The sequence below is a fragment of the Acinetobacter sp. NBRC 100985 genome, from assembly GCF_000241225.1.
Taxonomy (GTDB): Bacteria; Pseudomonadota; Gammaproteobacteria; order Pseudomonadales; family Moraxellaceae; genus Acinetobacter; species Acinetobacter venetianus.
Map to the genome: position 1 here is coordinate 12,611 of NZ_BAEB01000019.1, position 19,658 is coordinate 32,268.

Genomic DNA, 19,658 nt, shown 5'->3' on the forward strand with positions numbered 1-19,658 from the left:
TTATTCTCCCTTGTCAGCAGCACGGTCATTGCGACGACCACGACGCTCTTGACCTTCACCACGACCACGACCACGTTTAGCTGGACGCTCTTCAGCAGGAGCAGGGTTCATGACTTGTTTCATGCCACCTAAGATCTCTCCACGGAAAATCCAAACTTTAACACCGATCGTACCGTAAGTAGTTTCTGCACGGAAAGTAGAGTAGTCGATATCCGCACGAAGTGTATGCAAAGGTACACGACCTTCACGATACCATTCAGTACGAGCGATCTCTGCACCACCTAAACGGCCAGAAACTTCAACTTTGATACCTTTAGCGCCAGCACGCATCGTGTTTTGAACCGCACGCTTCATAGCACGACGGAACATAACACGCTTTTCTAATTGAGAAGCAATTGCTTCAGCAACTAAACGAGCGTCTAAGTCAGGGCGATCGATTTCGTTGATGCTAACTTGCGCAGGAACACCCATAATGTTAGTGAGTTCGCGCTGTAATTTTTCAATGTCTTCGCCTTTTTTACCGATAACGATACCAGGACGAGCAGTGCTAATCGTTACTTTAGCAGCGCCAGTAGGACGTTCGATAAGAATGTTGCTTACCATCGCGTTCTTAAGTTTTTTAGTTAAAAACTCACGAACTTGAAGATCTTTAAGCAAGTATTCAGCGTATTGTTTCGGATTCGCATACCAGTTAGCGTTATGGCGTTTCACAACACCTAGGCGGATACCGATTGGATGAACCTTCTGACCCATATCAAACCCCTACCTTAACGGTGATGTGACAAGTACGCTTAGTAATACGATCTGCACGGCCTTTAGCACGTGGCATGATACGTTTAAGGCTCATGCCTTCATCAACGTAAATCGTAGTTACTTTAAGGTCATCAACATCTAAGCTGTTGTTGTGTTCAGCATTCGCGATTGCAGATTCAAGTGCTTTTTTAACAAGCACAGCTGCTTTCTTGTTGCTGAAGTTTAAAATGTCTATCGCACGTGCAACCGACTTACCACGGATCAAATCAGCAACTAAACGTGCTTTTTGTGCCGAGATAGCGGCACCGCGTAATTTAGCAGTTACTTCCATCATAGCACCTATTAACGTTTAGACTTCTTATCAACACCGTGACCACGATAGGTACGAGTTGGCGCGAATTCACCCAATTTATGACCAACCATGTGCTCAGTAACAATTACTGGAACGTGGTTACGGCCATTGTGAACAGAAATTGTTAAACCAACAAAGTCTGGAAGGATCATTGAACGACGTGACCATGTTTTGATCGGCTTACGGTTGTTAGCAGCAATCGCAGCTTCAACCTTAGCGAACAAATGCGCGTCGACGAATGGACCTTTTTTTAATGAACGAGGCATTATTCAGATTCCCTTACTTGACGCGACGGTCGCGAATAATCATCTTAGTCGTACGCTTGTTGGTACGTGTCTTGTACCCTTTAGCTTTTTGACCCCATGGACTTACAGGTTGAATACCCTTACTACGTCCTTCACCACCACCGTGCGGGTGATCTACCGGGTTCATCGCCATACCACGAACGGTAGGACGAACACCACGCCAGCGCGCAGCACCAGCTTTACCCAATGAACGAAGGTTGCTTTCTTGGTTAGAAACTTCACCAATTACAGCGCGACATTCAACGTGAACTTTACGCATTTCACCAGAACGTAAACGAACGATAGCGTAAGAACCATCACGACCCAACAATTGAACTGAAGTACCAGCAGAACGCGCTAATTGAGCACCCTTACCGATTTTAAGTTCAAGATTGTGAAGTGTAGAACCGATTGGCATGTTACGAAGTGGCAAGCAGTTACCTGGACGAATTGGAGCATCGTTACCAGATTGAACTTTATCACCAGCACGTAAGCCTTTCGGCGCAATGATGTAACGACGTTCACCGTCAGCATATTTCAACAAAGCAATATGAGCTGTACGGTTAGGATCGTATTCGATGCGCTCAACAGTCGCTGGAATACCATCTTTGTTACGTTTGAAATCTACGATACGGTAGTTTTGCTTATGACCACCACCCACGTGACGTGTAGTGATGTGACCATTGTTATTACGACCACCAGTACGTTTTTTAGCTTCTACCAACGGTGCATAAGGAGCGCCTTTGTGAAGGTGGTCATGAACCACTTTCTCTACAAAGCGACGTCCTGGAGACGTTGGCTTACATTTTTGAATAGGCATAGTTTTCGTCCTTATTCCGCTGCGTTTTCAGCGGTATCGCCCAAGTCAGCCATTTCAACATCTTGGCCAGCTTTCAGGGTGACGTATGCTTTTTTAACATCAGAACGACGTCCTAATGTACGACCAAAGCGTTTTGTTTTACCTTTAGTGATCGTTGTATTTACTTTAACAACTTCAACACCGAAGAGTTGCTCAACTGCTTTTTTGATTTCAAGTTTGTTTGCATTTAATGCAACTTTAAATACTTGAACACCAGCAGTATCACCTAAAACTTGCGCTTTTTCTGAGAATACTGGTCCTTGTAGGACTTGATATAAACGTTCGTTGTTCATCCGAGTTCTACCTCAATTTTCTTAGCAGCAGCTACAGACATGACAACTTTATCGAATGCGATCAAGCTAACAGGATCAATTGCAGTTGCATCAACCACATCAACGTGTGGAATGTTGCGCGCTGCAAGATACAAGTTCTCATCTACAGCATCTGTAACGATCAATGCACGAGTTGCATTCAAGTCGTTCAATTTAGCAAGCAATTCTTTAGTCTTAGGAGCTGCAACAGCAAACTCTTCAACTAATACAAGACGATCTTGGCGAACAAGTTCAGCTAAGATACATTGCATTGCACCGCGGTACATCTTACGGTTTACTTTTTGAGACCAATCTTGTGGACGAGCAGCAAAAGTTTTACCACCACCAACCCAGATCGGGCTACGAATAGAACCCGCACGAGCGCGACCAGTACCTTTTTGACGGAATGGCTTCTTACCACCACCAGAAACGTCTGCACGTGATTTTTGAGCACGAGTACCTTGACGACCACCAGCTAAGTAAGCTGTAACAACTTGGTGTACAAGAGCTTCGTTAAATTCACGACCAAAAGCAACTTCTGATAATTCAACCGCAGCGCCAGAAACAGTTTTTAAATTCATTCTATTTCACCTTACGCTTTGATGGTAGGACGTACAATCACGTCACCATTCGTTGCACCAGGGATTGCACCTTTAACAACTAAAACAGAACGTTCAGCGTCAATAGATACGATTTCAAGACCTTGAACTGTTACGCGTTCATCACCTAAGTGACCAGCCATTTTCTTGCCTTTGAACACGCGACCAGGTGTTTGGTTTTGACCTGTAGAACCTAATACACGGTGAGATACAGAGTTACCATGAGTAGCATCTTGCGTACGGAAGTTCCAACGCTTAACACCACCTTGGAAGCCTTTACCTTTAGACTGACCAGTTACGTCAACAATTTGACCAACTGTGAACAAGTCAACACCGATAGAACCACCAACTTCACGGCCTTCAAGCTCAGCTTCAGTAACACGGAACTCTTTAACTAAACGACCAGCAGCAACACCCGCTTTCGCGAAGTGACCTTTCTGAGCGTTAGTTACGCGCGATTCGCGACGTTCACCAGTAGTTACTTGAATTGCTTGATAACCATCAGTCTCAAGTGTTTTGATTTGCGTAATGCGGTTTGGATCGACTTCGATAACTGTAACAGGTACAGATACACCAGCATCTGTAAAGACGCGAGTCATACCACATTTGCGACCGACTAAACCAATAGCCATGTGCATAAACCTCTAATAAAGCGGCCTAATTAACTTAAACGTTAATCAACCGAAAGCCTTAACCCAAAGCGATCTGAACATCTACACCAGCAGCAAGATCCAACTTCATCAATGCATCAACAGTTTTATCTGTAGGTTGAACGATGTCGATCAAACGTTTATAAGTGCGGATTTCATACTGGTCACGAGCGTCTTTGTTGACGTGTGGTGAAGTAAGAACGTTGAAGCGTTCGATGCGAGTAGGCATCGGGATTGGACCACACACTTGTGCGCCAGTACGCTTAGCGGTTTCTACGATCTCTTGAGCAGATTGATCGATCAGACGATGATCAAAAGACTTCAAACGGATACGAATTCTCTGGTTAGACATACCAGTAAACTCCAAGCCAAATATATAAAGAATCACCCATGACGCACCTCACCATTTGGCAAGTGTCAAGGGCAGTGAAATTCACTAAGGTCGTGATCGATGCCACGACTGTAATGCGTTAACTACTTTCTTCGTAGAAAACGCCCTCCATTTGAGGGTCGCTTATTATAACTATTGTTTAAGTCTTATGCAATTCTTCTTTTAATTTTTTAACTTTAAAGTTTTGTTAAGCACTCACTACATACTCAATCGCTTGGTTTAACAACGTATTCCCCTGTTCAAATTTAGTTTGATTTGATCGTTTTAAATCACTCATTGACTGAACATACTCTCCATCAAAAATTGCCAAGTCCTCTTCATTTTCAATTAATAGCTGTAAAGCATGCGGTGTCATTTCAGGATGAAATTGGAAGCCCAATACATTTCGGCCAATTTGATAGAGTTGATTACGGCATACTTTATTTTCAGCCAAACGCACACCGCCTTTTGGAATTTCAAAAGTTTCGCTATGCCATTGCATAATATTAATCTTCTCAGGAATCTGAAAGCATTCTTCTGGAATATGTGAAGCTCTACCAACATCCATCCAACCTAATTCCTGATGACGATTACGGCTCACCGCTGCGCCTAATGCATTTGCTATAAGTTGCCCACCAAGGCATAAACCGATTGCAGGCTTACCTGCTGCTAAATAACGACGTAACCATCTTTTTTCTAGTTTCAACCATGGATAATTCGCTTCATCATTCACACTCATGGTTCCCCCCATGATAATGAGTAAATCAACTTCATCCACTCGAGGTAATGCTTCTAGTTCTAATGGCAAATCTACAGGTAAGGCAAAAAATTCGGTTGCCGTAATCTTTGCCTTATGTGCCTTTAGGAAGTCATAACAACTCCCATAACCTTCGCCTGCAATGTGCTGAAAATAATGCACTCTTAAATGCGACTTCATGCGCTCAAACCTATTATCGTTAGAATGATAAGTAAGTCTTAGCAAAAATAAAGCCAGTTTTTCTCCAAGCGCTTTATCTGTAACGATTCTGTACAAAAGATGCAAACCACTGGCAGCTTTTGTTATTTTCTCTTAACCTAAACTATTATATTGCTTTGATTTTGCACCATGACTAAACATAAGAATGCACAAACTGATTTAATTCATGCACCACGAAAAGCTCCTCAATATATAGAAACGATTCAACCTCCCCTATATCGTGCGTCGACCATTATTTTTAAAAGCACATCGCACCTTTTTGATCGTCACTGGACCGATCGCTATGACTATAGTTATGGTACACATGGGACACCGACTACATTTACTTTAGGCGACAACATCGCTCAAATCGAAGGCGGCATTTTCAGCTTACTTGCGCCTAGTGGTCTATCTGCAATTAATTTGGTCAATAGCACTTTTTTAAGTTCAGGTGATGAAGTCTGGGTAGCCGACAACATTTATGGGCCTAATCTGGAGCATTTAAACAACCTACAAGATCGTTACGGTATTTCCGTCAAAATTTATAACCCTATTGATGCCGATAGCTTTCAGCCTACCGAGAAAAGCAAACTTATTTGGCTAGAGGCAGCGGGTTCAGTGACACTCGAATTTCCTGATCTAAAAAACTTAGTCAAAAAAGCACAACAAGCCAATGTCATCACTGTCTTAGACAACACTTGGGGGGCTGGTCTAGCATTTAATGCATTTGATTTTTCAGATGAACATTTATCAGTAGATTTAACTGTGCATGCACTCACCAAATACCCAAGCGGTGGTGGCGATATTCTAATGGGTTCAGTAGTAACCAGAGATCAACAATTACATCACAAGCTTTTCAAAATGCATGCGACACAAGGGATCTGCGTTTCAGGAGATGATAGTGCTCAAATCCAACGTAGTCTGGCACACATGTCGCTACGTTATGACCAGCAATCGCTTAATGCAATCAAAGTCTTAGATTGGTTAAAACAGCAAGCTCAATTTAGCCAGATATTACACCCAAGCTTAAACAATGCTGCGGGTCATCAATTTTGGGCTGAAGTTTGTAGTACAGGTAAAAGTGCAGGTTTAGTGAGTGTCATTTTTAAGCCAGAATACGATTTAACCGCTGTCCGTAAATTTTGCGACAGCCTGCAATTATTTAAACTGGGTTTTAGTTGGGGTGGGCCTGTGAGCTTGGTGATGCTCTACGATTTAAAACAGATGCGTTCGCTTAGCAATACACATTTACAACAAGGTTTATTGGTTCGCTTCTGTATAGGACTAGAACATCCAGAAGATTTAATTCAAGATATTCAAAACGCATTAAAACAGCTCGAATGAAATCAGAAATAGGTGAAGAATGAGTACACCAATTGTTATTGCTAAGAAAACTACAGATACAACACAAGATATCGTTTTACATTCACAATTTGCAAACCGACATGGCTTGATTGCAGGCGCGACGGGTACGGGTAAAACCGTCACACTCAAAGTTCTTGCTGAAAGCTTTTCGCGTCTTGGTGTGCCTGTATTTTTAGCCGATGCCAAAGGTGATGTTTCCAGTCTTGCAAAAGCAGGAACAAGCAGCCCTAAATTTGATGAGCGCTTGAAACTTTTAGGCATAGAGTCAGTTCCATTTGCAGCTTCACCTGTGATTTTTTGGGATTTATTTGGCCAACAAGGACACCCCATTCGCACAACGATTTCAGAAATTGGTCCACTATTATTAGCTCGGATGCTGAATCTAAATGACACGCAAGAAGGTGTGCTATCAGCAGTCTTCAGAATTGCAGATGATCAAGGCCTATTGCTCATCGACTTTAAAGATTTAAAAGCTATGCTAACCTATGTCAGTGAAAATGCGGCTGATCTTAAAGCAGAATATGGCAACCTCTCACCTGCAAGTCTTGGTGCAATCCAACGCAACTTACTGGCGCTTGGCGATCAAGGGGGCGAACAATTCTTTGGTGAGCCGAGCCTCAATATTTTAGACTTCATTCAAACCGATTCGAATGGTCATGGCTATATTAATATTTTAGCTGCTGACAAACTCATGAATACCCCCAAGCTTTATGCCACATTCCTACTTTGGATGCTGTCTGAACTTTTTGAACAGTTACCCGAAGTTGGTGATATGGATAAACCTAAACTGGTATTTTTCTTCGATGAGGCGCATTTACTCTTTGACAATGCCAGCCAAAATTTACAAGAAAAAATTGAGCAAGTGGTTCGCCTGATTCGTTCTAAAGGGGTTGGGATTTACTTCATCACCCAAAATCCACTCGACTTACCTGAAAGCGTCTTAGGACAACTTGGTAACCGTGTACAGCATGCGTTAAGAGCATTCACACCAAAAGACCAAAAAGCAGTAAAGACCGCTGCAGATACCTTTCGCGTCAACCCTGATTTTAAAGTTGATCAAGCGATCACTGAACTTGCTGTCGGTGAAGCATTGATTAGCTGCTTAGATGAACAAGGTACGCCACAAATTGTAGAACGCGGCTGGGTCATGCCCCCCTACTCGGCATTTAACCCAATTACAGCTGAAGAGCGACAAGTGATTATTGCGCAAAGCATTGTGGCGGGTGTCTATGATCAAGCAGTTGATCGAGATAGTGCTTATGAATTACTACAACAGAAAGTACTTCAACAAGCTCAACAAAAAGAAGCTGATGCTCTCGCTAAACAGCAAAGTAAAGAACAAGAAATTTTAGCCAAACAACAAGCAAAAGAACAAGAACGTTTTGCTAAAGAGCAGCAAAAAGCGGCGGAGAAAGCACAACGTGATCGCGAAAAATTAACACAAGATATTGTTGGAACATTCGCCAAAAGTGCGGCAAGAAGCTTAGGCGGCAGCACAGGTCAAAAAATTGTGCGTGGCTTGCTCGGTTCACTATTTGGCAAGAAATAAAAGTTTTTCCAACGATTAATCAAGGGATAATTTATTATCCCTTATTTTTTTATGGAATTTATTATAAGATGTATTGCAAATACACCTTATAAGATGTATTTTAAATGCATCTTATAAATCTTAGCCAAGAGAGATCACTCATGACTCCGCAGCAAATCGACCTAGTAAAAGCTACTGTTCCTGTTCTCCGTGAAAATGGTGTCGCGCTAACGGGGTACTTCTATAACCGTATGCTGGGCAATAATCCTGAATTAAAAGAAACCTTTAATATGGGACATCAACGTAGCGGTGCTCAGGCTCAAGCACTCGCAGGTGCTGTTTTAGCTTATGCAGAAAATATTGAAGACCCCTCTGTGCTACTCCCTGTCGTCGAGTTAATCGCACACAAACATGTCAGCCTGAATATTCAAGCACCTGACTACAATATTGTGGGTGAGAATCTTCTGCATTCAATTAGTGAAGTTCTCAGCATTTCTATGGATGATCCACTCATTGATGCTTGGGCTGCGGCTTATGGTCAATTAGCTGATCTTTTCATTAGCACAGAAAAAGCCATTTATGATCAACACCAACAAACCAAAGGTAGTTGGTTAGGTTGGCGTAATTTTAAAATTGCGAAAAAAGTTGTGGAAAGTGAAGAAATCACTTCGTTCTATCTCGAACCTGTCGACGGTGGCGATTTACCAAAATATGAAGCAGGCCAATACATTTCAGTTCGAGTATTTGTTCCTGAACTCAACTTAAAACAACCTCGTCAATATACTTTATCAACTTGCCCGCAAAGCGATTACCTTCGTATCTCAGTCAAACGAGAAAATGAAAAAGGCGATCTCGCAAGTGGTTGGGTATCTAGCACTTTACATAGTTTGGCAGAAGGTGCTGAAATTGAAGTATCCGCACCTACAGGCAATTTCTATCTGATTGATAGCAGTAAACGGAATGTATTTATTAGCGGTGGTGTTGGCTTAACTCCAATGATCGCGATGTTAAATCAACTTGTTACATTAGATATGCCGCAACCAGTTAGCTTTATCCATGCATGTCGCAGTAGCCATGTTCATGCCATGAAAAAGCATATTCATGCGCTTAAATCACAATATCCTCGCTTGAGCACATTCACAGCCTATGAATTCCCACATCAAAATGATGTACTAGGTGAAGACTATGATCTTGCAGGACGTTTAGATTTGAGCTCAATCGACACGGCAATCTTGCCAGTAAATGCCGATTACTATTTATGTGGCCCTATGCCGTTTATGGCAGAGCAACACAAAGCGCTGGTTGCTCGTGGCATTCCAGCTGAAAACATTCATAGCGAAGCATTTGGAACAGGCGGCGTAAAACTAAGCTGATCTCGATCAGTGTTTTGCATAAGGCTAGTCGGTGATATAGACTAGCCTTTTCTATCTATAACAATAGATTGGGCGAAGTTATGCAACTCAATAAATTTACTGATTATGCATTAAGGATTTTATTGTATGTCGCTCGTCCAAACGATGTGCCTTATACAATCGCCGATATAGCCAAAGACCTCCATGTCTCACAAAACCATTTGGTGAAAGTTGTTCACTTTATGGGGAAACAACATTGGATTGTCACCATCCGCGGCAAAGGCGGTGGAATTCGCCTAAATCCAGATGCACGCAATATCAAACTCGGTGAAATTGTTCGTATTTTGCAAGGTAATCACCAAATCGTAGAATGTAATACTCCACCTTGTGTATTACGCTCTCAATGTGGCCTGAAAGGTATCTTAGATCAAGCTCTAGAAAGCTTTTACCAAAGCCTTGACCGCTATACTTTAGGCGAAGTTTTACAACACGGTATTCTACCGTCCTCTCAAAGCTCTCATATTGATTTTTTACAACTCACTCAAAAAGCTTAACCATCACATTCGCACGATTCCCTGACATCCTTTATAATAGCTTTGCTATTTCAATTCAAAAGTAAGCTTCTATGCGTCAGCGTCAACAATCTAAAGACACCAAAGCCAAACTCGCACCTAAACAAAAAATCAGTTATGAAAAGAAAACTGATCCTGCATTAACTGAGTATGCGGTACAGTCTTTAAATTGGTTACGCCAAGCTGAGTTTTTAATGAGTGCGCCTAAGCTCGCTTTGTGCGTAGAAGATACAGGCTATGAAATTGCATTTGCAGGACGTTCGAATGCTGGTAAATCAAGTGCAATCAATGCACTAACCAATCAAAAGCAACTTGCACGCGCTTCTAAAAAACCTGGTCGTACTCAAATGATCAACTTTTTTAGCTTAGGCAATCCTGACCAACGCTTAGTCGATTTACCTGGTTATGGCTATGCTGCTGTTCCTGAAGCAATGAAAATCGTATGGCAAAAAGAGCTTGAAAACTACTTGATCCATCGTAAGAGTTTACAAGGTCTCGTACTGTTGATGGATATTCGTCATCCATTACAACACTTTGATTTAATGATGTTGGAATGGGCACACTCTCGTCATTTATTTGTACATATTCTTCTGACCAAAGCAGACAAACTTAACCGTGGTCCTGCAAATAAAACTTTGCTGGAAGTCAAACAACAGTTGAAGAAAATGAAACTTGATTTCTCGATTCAATTGTTCTCATCACTCAACCGTATCGGTTTAGAGGAACTCTCAAGCGTGATGGCTGGTCGTTTGAATTATACGCTCGAACAACCGTCTGAGTTTGACTTAAATGAAATCCCAGAAGTGTCTGAAACAGACATTGAAGAATAAAAAATGCATTTCATGCAACTTGATGCATTAAATAAATTTTAATTGTCCCGAATTGCTAAACACAAACACTAGGTCGTTTGCATATACTGCTTAGTGTTGGTTCATTGCACTATCGATTAGGACTAAACGATGAAATTACTATCATTTGTGAAGAACAAAGTTCTTGGTTCTTCGATTGACTATAAAATCCTCCCTCGAAAAGTAAAATTTGATTGGGAAAAAACACCTGTAGATTGGATTCCAAATCAGCCTTTTGCCAGCTATTTTATTAATGAAATTAACAATATTTTGCCTGCTGGTGAATTTTGGTTTTGCCGTCTATACAACAAAGTACTGCCAGAAATTACTGATGAGAAATTAAAAGAAGATGTTCAAGCTTTTATTCGTCAGGAAGCAATGCACGCTGTTGCGCATACATCTGCAAATAAAGAATATCTAAGCCAGCGCAATATTGATATTCAACGTAATTTAGACATCATGGATTTCTTATTTACCAAGGCTTTGGCTGATAAACCTTTCGGCAAAGAAGTACCTAAGATACTTGACCATCAATGGGATTTATTCCGCTTGGGTGTGATCGCTACCGTTGAGCATATGACCTGTGTTCTTGGTAAGTATGCACTCTATAACAAACGCTGGGAAGAGCTCGGTGCTGATCCTGAGATGATCGATTTGATCAAATGGCATGGTTCAGAAGAAATCGAACATCGTACAGTTGCATTTGATCTCTACCGTCATTTAGGCGGTGGCTATATTGCACGTTACTACCTTAGCGTTGCCGTAATTGTTGGCGTTCTAGGACTTTGGGTTGATGGTGCAGCGCATATCATGAGCCAAGATCCACGCTTTGCTGATAAGAAACCAAGTCTATTCAAACCTTGGGTTTGGCTAGAATGGTATAAGATCGGCAGCAAGGACAACCAAATTCTTCCAAATCCAATTTGGTTGGTTGCTCAGCAAATTGATTACTTAATGCCTTGGTATGACCCTGTAAAAGAAGGGAATACTCAAGATGCTGTGAATTACCTCAATCATTCACCAGCTGCAAAACGCGCTTTACAACAAGCTGCGTAATTCAAGTTAATAAAAAAAGCAGGAGTTATCTCCTGCTTTTTTTACGCCTGATGTATAGCGGGAAAATTAGCTTGGTTCTGTTTCTACTTGCTTCGCATAGCGATCAACAACCACACTAATCATCATATCGCCCTGTACATTCACAACGGTACGCACCGTATCCAACAAACGGTCAATTGGAAGTAAGATTGCGATTGCCTCTGCTGGTAATCCGACAGATTGCAGCACCATAATCATCGTCACCATCCCTGCACTTGGAATTCCTGGCGCGCCCAAAGATGCGATAATCGCAGTTAAGCACACAATGATTTGCTGGGTTAAACTGAGATCCAACCCCATCAGATTTGCAATAAACAATGCAGCGGCAGCCTCATAAAGGGCTGTTCCATCCATATTTAACTGCGTACCCAAAGGAATCACAAAACCCGCTGTTTGTGGACGAACGCCTAAATTCTCCTGAGCACATTTCAAACTAAGCGGCATCGTCGCCGAACTTGAACTAGTCGCAAATGCAGTCACCAATGCGGCTCTAGCTCCTCTAAAAAAGGTTATTGGATTCATCTTTCCAAATACCCAGAGCAACAACGGCAGTACCACGAGACCATGAAAAATCGTTGTACCTGTCACCACAACTGCAAACTCGAACAGTCGACTCAAAACAGAGAGGTCTTCGGTTGCAATTAATTTCGCAAGTAAGGCAAAAATCCCAATTGGTGCAAGCTTCATCACCCAACCCACCAACATCATCATTATTTCAAAAAATTGCTGACTGATTTGCCGAACTGAATTGAACCGCTCACCTCCTTTTACCAAAGCAACGCCAAGAAACAGCGCAAATACCACAACAGCCAGCACATTACCATCACTGAATGCCTTGAAAGGATTAATTAAAGTATTTTGAATAAAGTTCGTTAAAAAGCTGGATGGTGTCAGCGTAGCTGGTGTTTCATGGCTCTGCATCGCAGCCTGAAATACCGTAATATCAATTCCCTTTCCGACCTCAAAAATATGCGCACAGCTAATTCCAAGAATGAGAGCTAGTGTCGTTGTCGTTAAGCAACTCAGTGCGGTCACTTTCCAAACGCGACCAAACTGCCCACCTGCTTGTAAATTAGAAACACCCACGACAATCGAACTGAAAATCAGTGGGATCAATAACATTTTTAACAAACCAATAAAAATGCTACTTAAAATTCCAAGTCCATATAAACTATTTGCAGCAAAGACGGTATCTGGCTGTGCTGTGAGCAAAAGTCCAAATAGCACACCAAAGATTGCGGCAATTAAAATTTGTGTATTTAAATTCATTCTAAAAAATAAGGAATTGATGAACTATCAATACTATGGCATGTGCTTATTGAAGATTCGAGCAATTTTTTGTCACAGTAATCACCGGTAAAATATAGAAAAAGAATTTATAAATTGTTACTTATAATGAGAATAACGCTGATAAATCTGTTGAGCTACCGCCTGATCTGCGGGCGCTCCATCAAAACTCTGACCATTAACAGTTAAACCACATACCGAAGCATATACCACATTTTGCGCTGCACTCATCGCAAATACACGGTGAACAACATCAACCCAATCTCCGAACTGACCATTACGTTCGCGCTCTTTTACAATGTCTTCAGCTGTCCCATTTTTAATATTACAAACATGCATTAACTCCCCAACGGACGCCGAGTTAATTTCGACATAACGCAACTCATACTTCGGAGTAGGATCGGCTTCTGATTCATAACCTTTCTGCTCTCTTTGTCTTGCAATCTGAGCATCACGTGCTTCAGCTTCTGCTTTTTTTCTTGCCAATGCTTCAGGGGATCTTGCAGCTATTCCTTGTGCCTCAGCTTCTTGCATAGCCAAGTATGAAGCTTTATCAATACATTTGAATTGCTGGTTTATAACAAAACCATCTTCTAAAGCTTGATTACGTTGAGCTACTGTTGTCAAAGGCTCACCATGACAAGCTTCTTGATATTCGGCAGACAGTGATTCATTACGTGAACACCCAAAAACAATTAAACACAAACTGGCTGCAACCAAAGATTTAAAGGAGTGTTGCTTTATCAATGTAGAAATATGAGATTGAAACACCACATACACTCCAAATTAGTTATTTTTCTCTTTTAATATTACTGCGTTTCAATTTCTCTGAGCCGAATCAAGCCTTCTTGTACAGTACTACAAACAAGCTGACCATTCTGCCACATCTTACCAAAGTTCAAACCACGAGAACTCGCACTCACCGTTGCTTCCATATCGTATAGCATCCAATCATCTGCACGTAATGGTCTGTGGAAGTAAATCGTGTGATCAATACTTGCACATTGTAAGTTTGGTGAAATCCACGACAAACCATGTGGGCGTAATGCTGTGGTCATCAACGTAAAGTCTGAATAAAATGCAACAATAGCTTGATGCAATGAAATTTCATCTAGCTCTGACGGAATCGTGCCATGAGTCCGAATATAATGCGCGTAAAACGGCGCTTCTGGTTGTGGCTGAAATGGATTAACCAATTGCGTTGGTCGAATTTCGACATGACGTTCACGCATAAAACTTGCACGCACATTTTCAGGCACAAAATTAATTAGACTTTCTTTCAGTTCATTTTCGGACTTTAATGTCTCAGGTGCTGGGTATTCTGGTTCTTTATGTTGATAATTCAAACCCTCTTCAGGATAGGCAAAAGATACCATCGCAGAAAAGATTACACGCCCATGTTGAATGGCTTTGACTTGACGGCTTGCAAAACTTTTACCATCTCGAAGCGGTTCAACTTCATAAATAATCGGCGCATTTACATCCCCCCCATACAAAAAATATGCATGTAAGGAATGTGCTGGACGGTCAGTTGTATATGATGCAGCGCGTAATGCTTGACCAAGCACTTGTCCACCAAACACTCGTTTCCCGACTAAATTACGGCTATTGCCTCTAAAAATATGATCTTCAATCCTTTCTAGGGTCAACAGTTCAACGAGTTCTTGAGTCAAAGCATTCATATAATAACCTTCCAACATCAATCAGGAGAAATTAACCCATCCTTGTGGGGTTAATATTTTGATTGTGCCATAAATTCCAATAAAGATGCTCAGGATAAAATGATTCGTCCGTCACATTCGTATTTAGTTATACCTGCTAAAAATACGATTTTTAACGATAAAATCTACCAAATACGCTATATTTTGTCAGAAAATAACATACCGTTTTATGTAAGAATATCGCAGAATGTCGTGTTCATCATGACTCGATGTCAGGATTATTATTTAGGAGTTTGTAATGTCCAAGACTGGATTTGGTCAAATGTATCGCCAACTTTCGAGTAAGTTACTTGACCTTGTGGTTACCCCACATGTTCTTGGTGAAGTTCCTACAGAATCCACCACAGCAGAGCAAAGCACAACTGATTCAAATAAACTTGTGTGCTATGTTTTACAAAATTACTCTCGTAGTAATGCGCTTGTGGTTGATGGAGAAACGAGACGTTTACATTTAAAACCAGCCCTAGACCCTTTGGCTTTTGGGACTTATCAAGAAAAAAATTCAGTTCTCTTTTTGCACCATAACGAAAACAATTTCTTCAATACCCAAACCTATCCCCCGCGTCTTTTACAACTCATCGAAGCGCTAGAGCAAAATCCAGATGTAGAAGTAGAATTGGTTCCTGTGACTGTGCTTTGGGGACGTTCACCAGATAAAGAAGACTCTTGGTTCAAATTATTATTCTCAGATACTTGGGCAACACCAGGTACAGTTAAACAACTCGTCAACATTGGTCTGCATGGCCGTCAATCTTATTTAGAGTTTCACGAGCCGCAATCTCTACGTGAATTGGTAGATTATGCCAAGACCAACCATCCAAATATCTCACCAGCAACGTATATTTCCAGCTCGTTAGATACGTATTTGGATCAGCAACGTGAAGTGGTACTTGGCCCTGACTTGTCTGACCGTCGTAATGTCATGCAATCAGTGATCAAATCACCTGAGGTACAAGATGCCATTCGTCGAGAAAGCATTCAGCACAAAATCAGTATGCTTGAAGCCGAACGTCGTGCTATTGGTTATGTCAATGAAATCGTTTCTGATTATTCTGCTTCCGCAGTACGTTTTGCGGATATGGCATTAACTCGTTTATGGACGCAGCTCTATGACGGCGTTGAAGTACATAACTTCAGTACAGTCCGTGAATTAGCAAAAGACTACGAGATCGTTTATACACCTTGTCATCGAAGCCATATCGACTATTTATTATTGTCATATGTTATTTATAAACGCGGTTTGATGATCCCGTATATTGCTGCTGGTGATAACTTGAACTTACCTTTTGTAGGTCAACTACTCCGTGGTGGCGGCGCATTCTTTATTCGTCGTTCATTCCGCGGCAATGCACTTTATACCTCTGTATTCAAAGAATATTTATATAGCATTTTGTCACGCAATACACCAATCGAGTACTTTATTGAAGGTGGTCGTTCACGTACTGGTCGTTTACTTCCGCCAAAAACGGGTATGTTGGCAATGACCATCCAAGGTCATTTACGTGGCCCTGCAAAACCAATTGTTTTTGTTCCAACTTATATTGGTTATGAGCGTTTAATGGAAGGCTCAACCTATGTTGGTGAAATGCAAGGCAAGCCGAAAGAAGCTGAATCAATTTTTGGTATCGTAAAAACCTTACGAAAAATTGAACGTATCTTCGGTAAAGTACATGTGAATTTTGGTGAGCCAGTATTCCTTGATGATATTTTGAAGCAAAACAATGCCGATAATATCCAACTCGAAACGGCAAGCTCAACTGAACTCTCGAATGTGGTTTCAAGTTCTGCAAATGTCATTTTAGAAAATATTAACCGTGCAGTGGTGATCAATCCTGTTTCGCTTTTGGCTTTAATTTTATTAGCAACACCAAAACACACTTTGGATGAAGAAATCTGTGCGAAACAACTCGATATTTATCGAGATCTAGTGACAGAACATCCTTACGATGAGCGCACGCAAGTAACGCCATTATCGGGTAAAGAAATTATTGCTTATGGCTTGAAGCTAAAGCTCATCAAACGTGTTCAACACGTACTAGGTGATATTATTGCGATTGAGGACAACCAAGCGGTTCTACTCACTTACTTCCGTAACAATATTTTGCATGCCTTTGTCTTGCCATCATTGGTTGCTTCATTGGTTGAGCACAATGGTAAAATCCATAAAACAGATTTGAGTAATGTGATTCGTACCTTGTATCCATTCTTGAAAGCTGAATTGTTTATGAAATGGCAACCTTCTGAGTTACAGCAACATATTGATAGCTATATCAATGCATTGGCTGAGATAGGTCTGATTTTCCAAGATCAAGAAGGCAATCTTTTCAGCCCAACACCAAACAGTGAAGAGCATCAAAAACTCTTAACGCTTGCAATGCCTGTTAAACAAAGTTTAGAACGCTATTACATGACCTTAGCGCTGATTACGCAACGTGGTTCTGGCAATATTTCAACTAAACAAGTTGAAGAGCTTAGCCACTTACTCGGTCAACGCCTATCTGTGTTATATGAATTCAATTCACCTGAATTCTTCGATAAAGCATTATTCCAAAGTTTCATTAAAGTCTTAACTCAACAAAACTATATCCGTAACAACGATCAAGGTTTTATTGAATATGATGATAACTTCAGTGAAATGGCAGCTGGGGCACAACTTGTACTGGATGAAGCAACATTACAAATGTTGCAACACATCACGACTTTTAGTGATGAAGAACTTGCCGAAGCGTTAGAGGCTATGGCATCCCAACAAGCAAAACGCCGATTAAAGCGTAAGAAAGCTTAAGTCATAAAAAAGGCAACTTCGGTTGCCTTTTATTTTACTTTCGACACTCTAAATATTGAGGGTCATCAATACATCTCAATCGTTTGATTAATTCAACGAAATACGCATCATAGTATCCAAGATCAACATAACGATTGCGAATCTTAGCCACCATCGCTTCATATCCCTGCTTTTCAAAGTTAGAAATATCTGCCCAATAATATGCAGGAAGGTGATTTTCCCATTGAATCGCTTGCGCTGCTAAGACATTGTTATTTTTAACAAACCAATTTCTAATTTGATGCCCGAAACCAACTGGATAATCTTTGGGGCGAATAACAATGCTAATCGCAAAATAGGCGACAGGAAAATTAACCACCTGCGTCGACTCACCAAACTCTTTCTTAATGTTATACGGCAAGACACCATAAGCCGGAGCAGCCAAAATGTCGATTTTCTTTTGCTTGAACAAATCAACCGCATCAGAGAAATCTACATATGCTGCCTTTGCAGCAACACTTTGCACCAACGCCTGTTGTGGCGGATTATCTTCAAGAATACCGATACGCTTATTTTTTAATTGAGATACTTTGTTGATCTGCTGTGTATTCATGATCATATACGCTGTGCCAATTGGAATCATTCCAATTGCCTCATAGTCTTGACCAATCATACGTTTTTCGACATGTACATTATTTAAAAGTTGCAAAAACATCCGCGCAACTCGATTATTTGAAATTAAACCAATTCCACCCGTGCTACCGATGAAATGGTTATAACGATAAGTATTAAAGTTAGAAGCTGCTAATCCAGAACATTTTTTTTGGTCAAAGGCTTGGATTGCATCCTTTTCATTTTTGAAAAATTGAAATTTTAAGTCGACTCGATTTTGTAATGCAGTCAAACGTACATCTTGCAAACGACGACTAATATCACCTTTCGCACCTAGTGGGTCGAACACACACCATGTCTGCTCACCTGCCCAGCCCTCAACAGATATCAATCCTAACAACATTAAACAGATTATTTTTCTCATATCCAACCTTTTACGCCCAACTGCAAACCTCGTGCATAATTCAGGCAGTTCCTTTACGGAATTTGTTGATATTTAAAATTCAAAATCCATACCAACAATTCAAAGCATACTTGCAGTCTAGCCTAATTATTTTTCATTACTATGTACGTGTAGCAACTCAGCATAGTCATTAAAGCAAATGGGATGATTGAGTTTGAAATTAGTTTTGGCCAATCGGGTTGCAAAAATTTGCTTACCTGTATGATGCTCTGAGCTAAGCTTTAGCAGTGGTAATCCTAGTTTTTGTTGAAACCACAATAAAATCTCATGCATCGGAATCGGGATGTTATTCGTCACAATATAACTCGACTCAAAGGTTTGAATATCGACTAAAAATGCCAAGAATCTAGCTAAATCATCCATATGGATACGATTACTAAAATGAATCGCTGGATAAGTTTGTGTCTGCTCTGCAAGTCGTTTTAATCGAGCAATTGAAGTCCCATAAATCCCTGTAGGACGAACAATAATACTTTGTTGAGGATAATAATCCTGCCACAACAACTCCATTTTTCGAAGTAAATGTCCTTGCTCATCGACAGGTTGAATCACCGATTCATCATCGATACGCTGACCTTCGCTTTCACCATAAACACGAGTTGAAGAAACAATCACAATACGCTGAACAGGATGCTGCTTTAATGCTTCCGCAATCGGCTGAACACTCTCTACATAGGTGTGTTGATAGGCTTCCACGCCACTTTCAGCAGGCGCTAAAATCACATAAACCATATCAATCGGCGGAAATGATGTTAAATCAAGTTGATGAACATCTTGAATATAATGAGTAGCGTAACAATCTGTTTTTGGACTGCGACTAATTGTGCTAATGTGGTGATCTTGCTCAAATAAGTGTTTAGCGACACGCTGAGATGTTTTACCATAACCAATAAATAAAATATGCATACATACCCTTGA

Annotated in this window: 21 protein-coding genes; 7 read left to right on the forward strand and 14 right to left on the reverse strand. The window is 40.9% G+C overall.

Annotated features, from left to right (window positions below):
• From rpsC to ACT4_RS05635, 9 genes are all read right to left on the reverse strand, one after another.
• Positions 1–753, reverse strand: a complete 753-nt coding sequence (gene rpsC, locus ACT4_RS05595) for a 30S ribosomal protein S3 (protein ID WP_004877621.1) — start codon at positions 751–753, stop codon at positions 1–3.
• A gap of 1 nt (position 754) precedes the next feature.
• Complete coding sequence (rplV, locus tag ACT4_RS05600; RefSeq protein WP_004657676.1) at positions 755–1,084, reverse strand: 50S ribosomal protein L22; 330 nt, start codon at positions 1,082–1,084, stop codon at positions 755–757.
• 11 nt (positions 1,085–1,095) lie between these two features.
• Positions 1,096–1,371: a 30S ribosomal protein S19 gene (gene rpsS / locus ACT4_RS05605; protein WP_004641066.1), complete on the reverse strand. Its 276-nt coding sequence runs from the start codon at positions 1,369–1,371 to the stop codon at positions 1,096–1,098.
• A 13-nt stretch (positions 1,372–1,384) separates the two neighbouring features.
• Positions 1,385–2,209, reverse strand: a complete 825-nt coding sequence (gene rplB / locus ACT4_RS05610; RefSeq protein ID WP_004657675.1) for a 50S ribosomal protein L2 — start codon at positions 2,207–2,209, stop codon at positions 1,385–1,387.
• 11 nt (positions 2,210–2,220) lie between these two features.
• Positions 2,221–2,541 (reverse strand): 50S ribosomal protein L23, encoded by a 321-nt coding sequence (gene rplW / locus ACT4_RS05615; protein ID WP_004877633.1) that lies wholly within the window; start codon positions 2,539–2,541, stop codon positions 2,221–2,223.
• Positions 2,538–3,140, reverse strand: a complete 603-nt coding sequence (gene rplD, locus ACT4_RS05620; protein WP_004877634.1) for a 50S ribosomal protein L4 — start codon at positions 3,138–3,140, stop codon at positions 2,538–2,540. The genes rplW and rplD overlap by 4 nt, the downstream gene beginning before the upstream one ends.
• Positions 3,141–3,151: 11 nt before the next feature.
• Positions 3,152–3,790: a 50S ribosomal protein L3 gene (rplC, locus tag ACT4_RS05625; RefSeq protein ID WP_004678595.1), complete on the reverse strand. Its 639-nt coding sequence runs from the start codon at positions 3,788–3,790 to the stop codon at positions 3,152–3,154.
• 58 nt (positions 3,791–3,848) lie between these two features.
• Entirely contained in the window at positions 3,849–4,160 is a 312-nt protein-coding gene (rpsJ, locus tag ACT4_RS05630; RefSeq protein ID WP_000070912.1) for a 30S ribosomal protein S10, read from the reverse strand.
• A 226-nt stretch (positions 4,161–4,386) separates the two neighbouring features.
• A complete protein-coding gene (locus ACT4_RS05635; protein WP_004877635.1) occupies positions 4,387–5,115 on the reverse strand; it encodes a type 1 glutamine amidotransferase in 729 nt (242 codons plus the stop codon).
• 168 nt (positions 5,116–5,283) lie between these two features.
• Between ACT4_RS05635 and ACT4_RS05640 the strand changes: the two genes are divergently transcribed.
• The 6 genes from ACT4_RS05640 to ACT4_RS05665 all read left to right on the forward strand — a co-directional run bounded on the left by ACT4_RS05640 (position 5,284) and on the right by ACT4_RS05665 (position 11,854).
• Positions 5,284–6,477 (forward strand): PLP-dependent transferase, encoded by a 1,194-nt coding sequence (locus ACT4_RS05640; RefSeq protein WP_007480552.1) that lies wholly within the window; start codon positions 5,284–5,286, stop codon positions 6,475–6,477.
• Positions 6,478–6,496: 19 nt separating this feature from the next.
• Entirely contained in the window at positions 6,497–8,047 is a 1,551-nt protein-coding gene (locus ACT4_RS05645) for a helicase HerA-like domain-containing protein (RefSeq protein WP_007480554.1), read from the forward strand.
• Between the two features lie 140 nt (positions 8,048–8,187).
• Positions 8,188–9,399 carry an NO-inducible flavohemoprotein gene (gene hmpA / locus ACT4_RS05650; RefSeq protein WP_007480555.1) on the forward strand — a complete coding sequence of 404 codons (1,212 nt, stop codon included), beginning with the start codon at positions 8,188–8,190 and terminating at the stop codon, positions 9,397–9,399.
• A gap of 80 nt (positions 9,400–9,479) precedes the next feature.
• The gene (locus ACT4_RS05655; protein ID WP_004877642.1) at positions 9,480–9,932 is read left to right on the forward strand and encodes an Rrf2 family transcriptional regulator; all 453 of its coding nucleotides are present in this window, start codon (positions 9,480–9,482) and stop codon (positions 9,930–9,932) included.
• Positions 9,933–10,003: 71 nt separating this feature from the next.
• Positions 10,004–10,780: a ribosome biogenesis GTP-binding protein YihA/YsxC gene (gene yihA, locus ACT4_RS05660; RefSeq protein ID WP_004877646.1), complete on the forward strand. Its 777-nt coding sequence runs from the start codon at positions 10,004–10,006 to the stop codon at positions 10,778–10,780.
• A 129-nt stretch (positions 10,781–10,909) separates the two neighbouring features.
• Positions 10,910–11,854, forward strand: coding sequence for a metal-dependent hydrolase (locus tag ACT4_RS05665; RefSeq protein WP_007480557.1), 945 nt, complete (start codon positions 10,910–10,912; stop codon positions 11,852–11,854).
• Between the two features lie 66 nt (positions 11,855–11,920).
• Here the strand turns inward: ACT4_RS05665 and ACT4_RS05670 are convergent, their stop codons facing one another.
• From ACT4_RS05670 to ACT4_RS05680, 3 genes are all read right to left on the reverse strand, one after another.
• On the reverse strand, positions 11,921–13,162 hold the full coding sequence (locus ACT4_RS05670) for a dicarboxylate/amino acid:cation symporter (RefSeq protein ID WP_007480559.1): 1,242 nt from the start codon (positions 13,160–13,162) through the stop codon (positions 11,921–11,923).
• Between the two features lie 117 nt (positions 13,163–13,279).
• Positions 13,280–13,951: a helix-hairpin-helix domain-containing protein gene (locus ACT4_RS05675; protein WP_007480560.1), complete on the reverse strand. Its 672-nt coding sequence runs from the start codon at positions 13,949–13,951 to the stop codon at positions 13,280–13,282.
• A gap of 38 nt (positions 13,952–13,989) precedes the next feature.
• Positions 13,990–14,862 carry an acyl-CoA thioesterase II gene (locus ACT4_RS05680; RefSeq protein WP_007480562.1) on the reverse strand — a complete coding sequence of 291 codons (873 nt, stop codon included), beginning with the start codon at positions 14,860–14,862 and terminating at the stop codon, positions 13,990–13,992.
• Positions 14,863–15,139: 277 nt separating this feature from the next.
• On the opposite strand from ACT4_RS05680, the gene plsB reads away from it, so the two are divergent.
• Positions 15,140–17,686, forward strand: a complete 2,547-nt coding sequence (gene plsB / locus ACT4_RS05685; protein ID WP_007480564.1) for a glycerol-3-phosphate 1-O-acyltransferase PlsB — start codon at positions 15,140–15,142, stop codon at positions 17,684–17,686.
• Positions 17,687–17,720: 34 nt separating this feature from the next.
• Here plsB and ACT4_RS05690 read toward each other — a convergent pair whose 3' ends face one another.
• Complete coding sequence (locus tag ACT4_RS05690; protein WP_031234849.1) at positions 17,721–18,701, reverse strand: putative solute-binding protein; 981 nt, start codon at positions 18,699–18,701, stop codon at positions 17,721–17,723.
• A 126-nt stretch (positions 18,702–18,827) separates the two neighbouring features.
• Complete coding sequence (locus ACT4_RS05695) at positions 18,828–19,646, reverse strand: NAD-dependent epimerase/dehydratase family protein (RefSeq protein ID WP_007480568.1); 819 nt, start codon at positions 19,644–19,646, stop codon at positions 18,828–18,830.
• Between the last annotated feature and the right edge of the window lie 12 nt (positions 19,647–19,658).

Bases quoted from the DNA above. Each gene is read 5' to 3' on its own strand.
- rpsC (WP_004877621.1), bottom strand. From the start codon at position 753: ATGGGTCAGAAGGTTCATCCAATCGGTATCCGCCTAGGTGTTGTGAAA.
- rplV (WP_004657676.1), bottom strand. From the start codon at position 1,084: ATGGAAGTAACTGCTAAATTACGCGGTGCCGCTATCTCGGCACAAAAA.
- rpsS (WP_004641066.1), bottom strand. From the start codon at position 1,371: ATGCCTCGTTCATTAAAAAAAGGTCCATTCGTCGACGCGCATTTGTTC.
- rplB (WP_004657675.1), bottom strand. From the start codon at position 2,209: ATGCCTATTCAAAAATGTAAGCCAACGTCTCCAGGACGTCGCTTTGTA.
- rplW (WP_004877633.1), bottom strand. From the start codon at position 2,541: ATGAACAACGAACGTTTATATCAAGTCCTACAAGGACCAGTATTCTCA.
- rplD (WP_004877634.1), bottom strand. From the start codon at position 3,140: ATGAATTTAAAAACTGTTTCTGGCGCTGCGGTTGAATTATCAGAAGTT.
- rplC (WP_004678595.1), bottom strand. From the start codon at position 3,790: ATGGCTATTGGTTTAGTCGGTCGCAAATGTGGTATGACTCGCGTCTTT.
- rpsJ (WP_000070912.1), bottom strand. From the start codon at position 4,160: ATGTCTAACCAGAGAATTCGTATCCGTTTGAAGTCTTTTGATCATCGT.
- ACT4_RS05635 (WP_004877635.1), bottom strand. From the start codon at position 5,115: ATGAAGTCGCATTTAAGAGTGCATTATTTTCAGCACATTGCAGGCGAA.
- ACT4_RS05640 (WP_007480552.1), top strand. From the start codon at position 5,284: ATGACTAAACATAAGAATGCACAAACTGATTTAATTCATGCACCACGA.
- ACT4_RS05645 (WP_007480554.1), top strand. From the start codon at position 6,497: ATGAGTACACCAATTGTTATTGCTAAGAAAACTACAGATACAACACAA.
- hmpA (WP_007480555.1), top strand. From the start codon at position 8,188: ATGACTCCGCAGCAAATCGACCTAGTAAAAGCTACTGTTCCTGTTCTC.
- ACT4_RS05655 (WP_004877642.1), top strand. From the start codon at position 9,480: ATGCAACTCAATAAATTTACTGATTATGCATTAAGGATTTTATTGTAT.
- yihA (WP_004877646.1), top strand. From the start codon at position 10,004: ATGCGTCAGCGTCAACAATCTAAAGACACCAAAGCCAAACTCGCACCT.
- ACT4_RS05665 (WP_007480557.1), top strand. From the start codon at position 10,910: ATGAAATTACTATCATTTGTGAAGAACAAAGTTCTTGGTTCTTCGATT.
- ACT4_RS05670 (WP_007480559.1), bottom strand. From the start codon at position 13,162: ATGAATTTAAATACACAAATTTTAATTGCCGCAATCTTTGGTGTGCTA.
- ACT4_RS05680 (WP_007480562.1), bottom strand. From the start codon at position 14,862: ATGAATGCTTTGACTCAAGAACTCGTTGAACTGTTGACCCTAGAAAGG.
- plsB (WP_007480564.1), top strand. From the start codon at position 15,140: ATGTCCAAGACTGGATTTGGTCAAATGTATCGCCAACTTTCGAGTAAG.
- ACT4_RS05690 (WP_031234849.1), bottom strand. From the start codon at position 18,701: ATGAGAAAAATAATCTGTTTAATGTTGTTAGGATTGATATCTGTTGAG.
- ACT4_RS05695 (WP_007480568.1), bottom strand. From the start codon at position 19,646: ATGCATATTTTATTTATTGGTTATGGTAAAACATCTCAGCGTGTCGCT.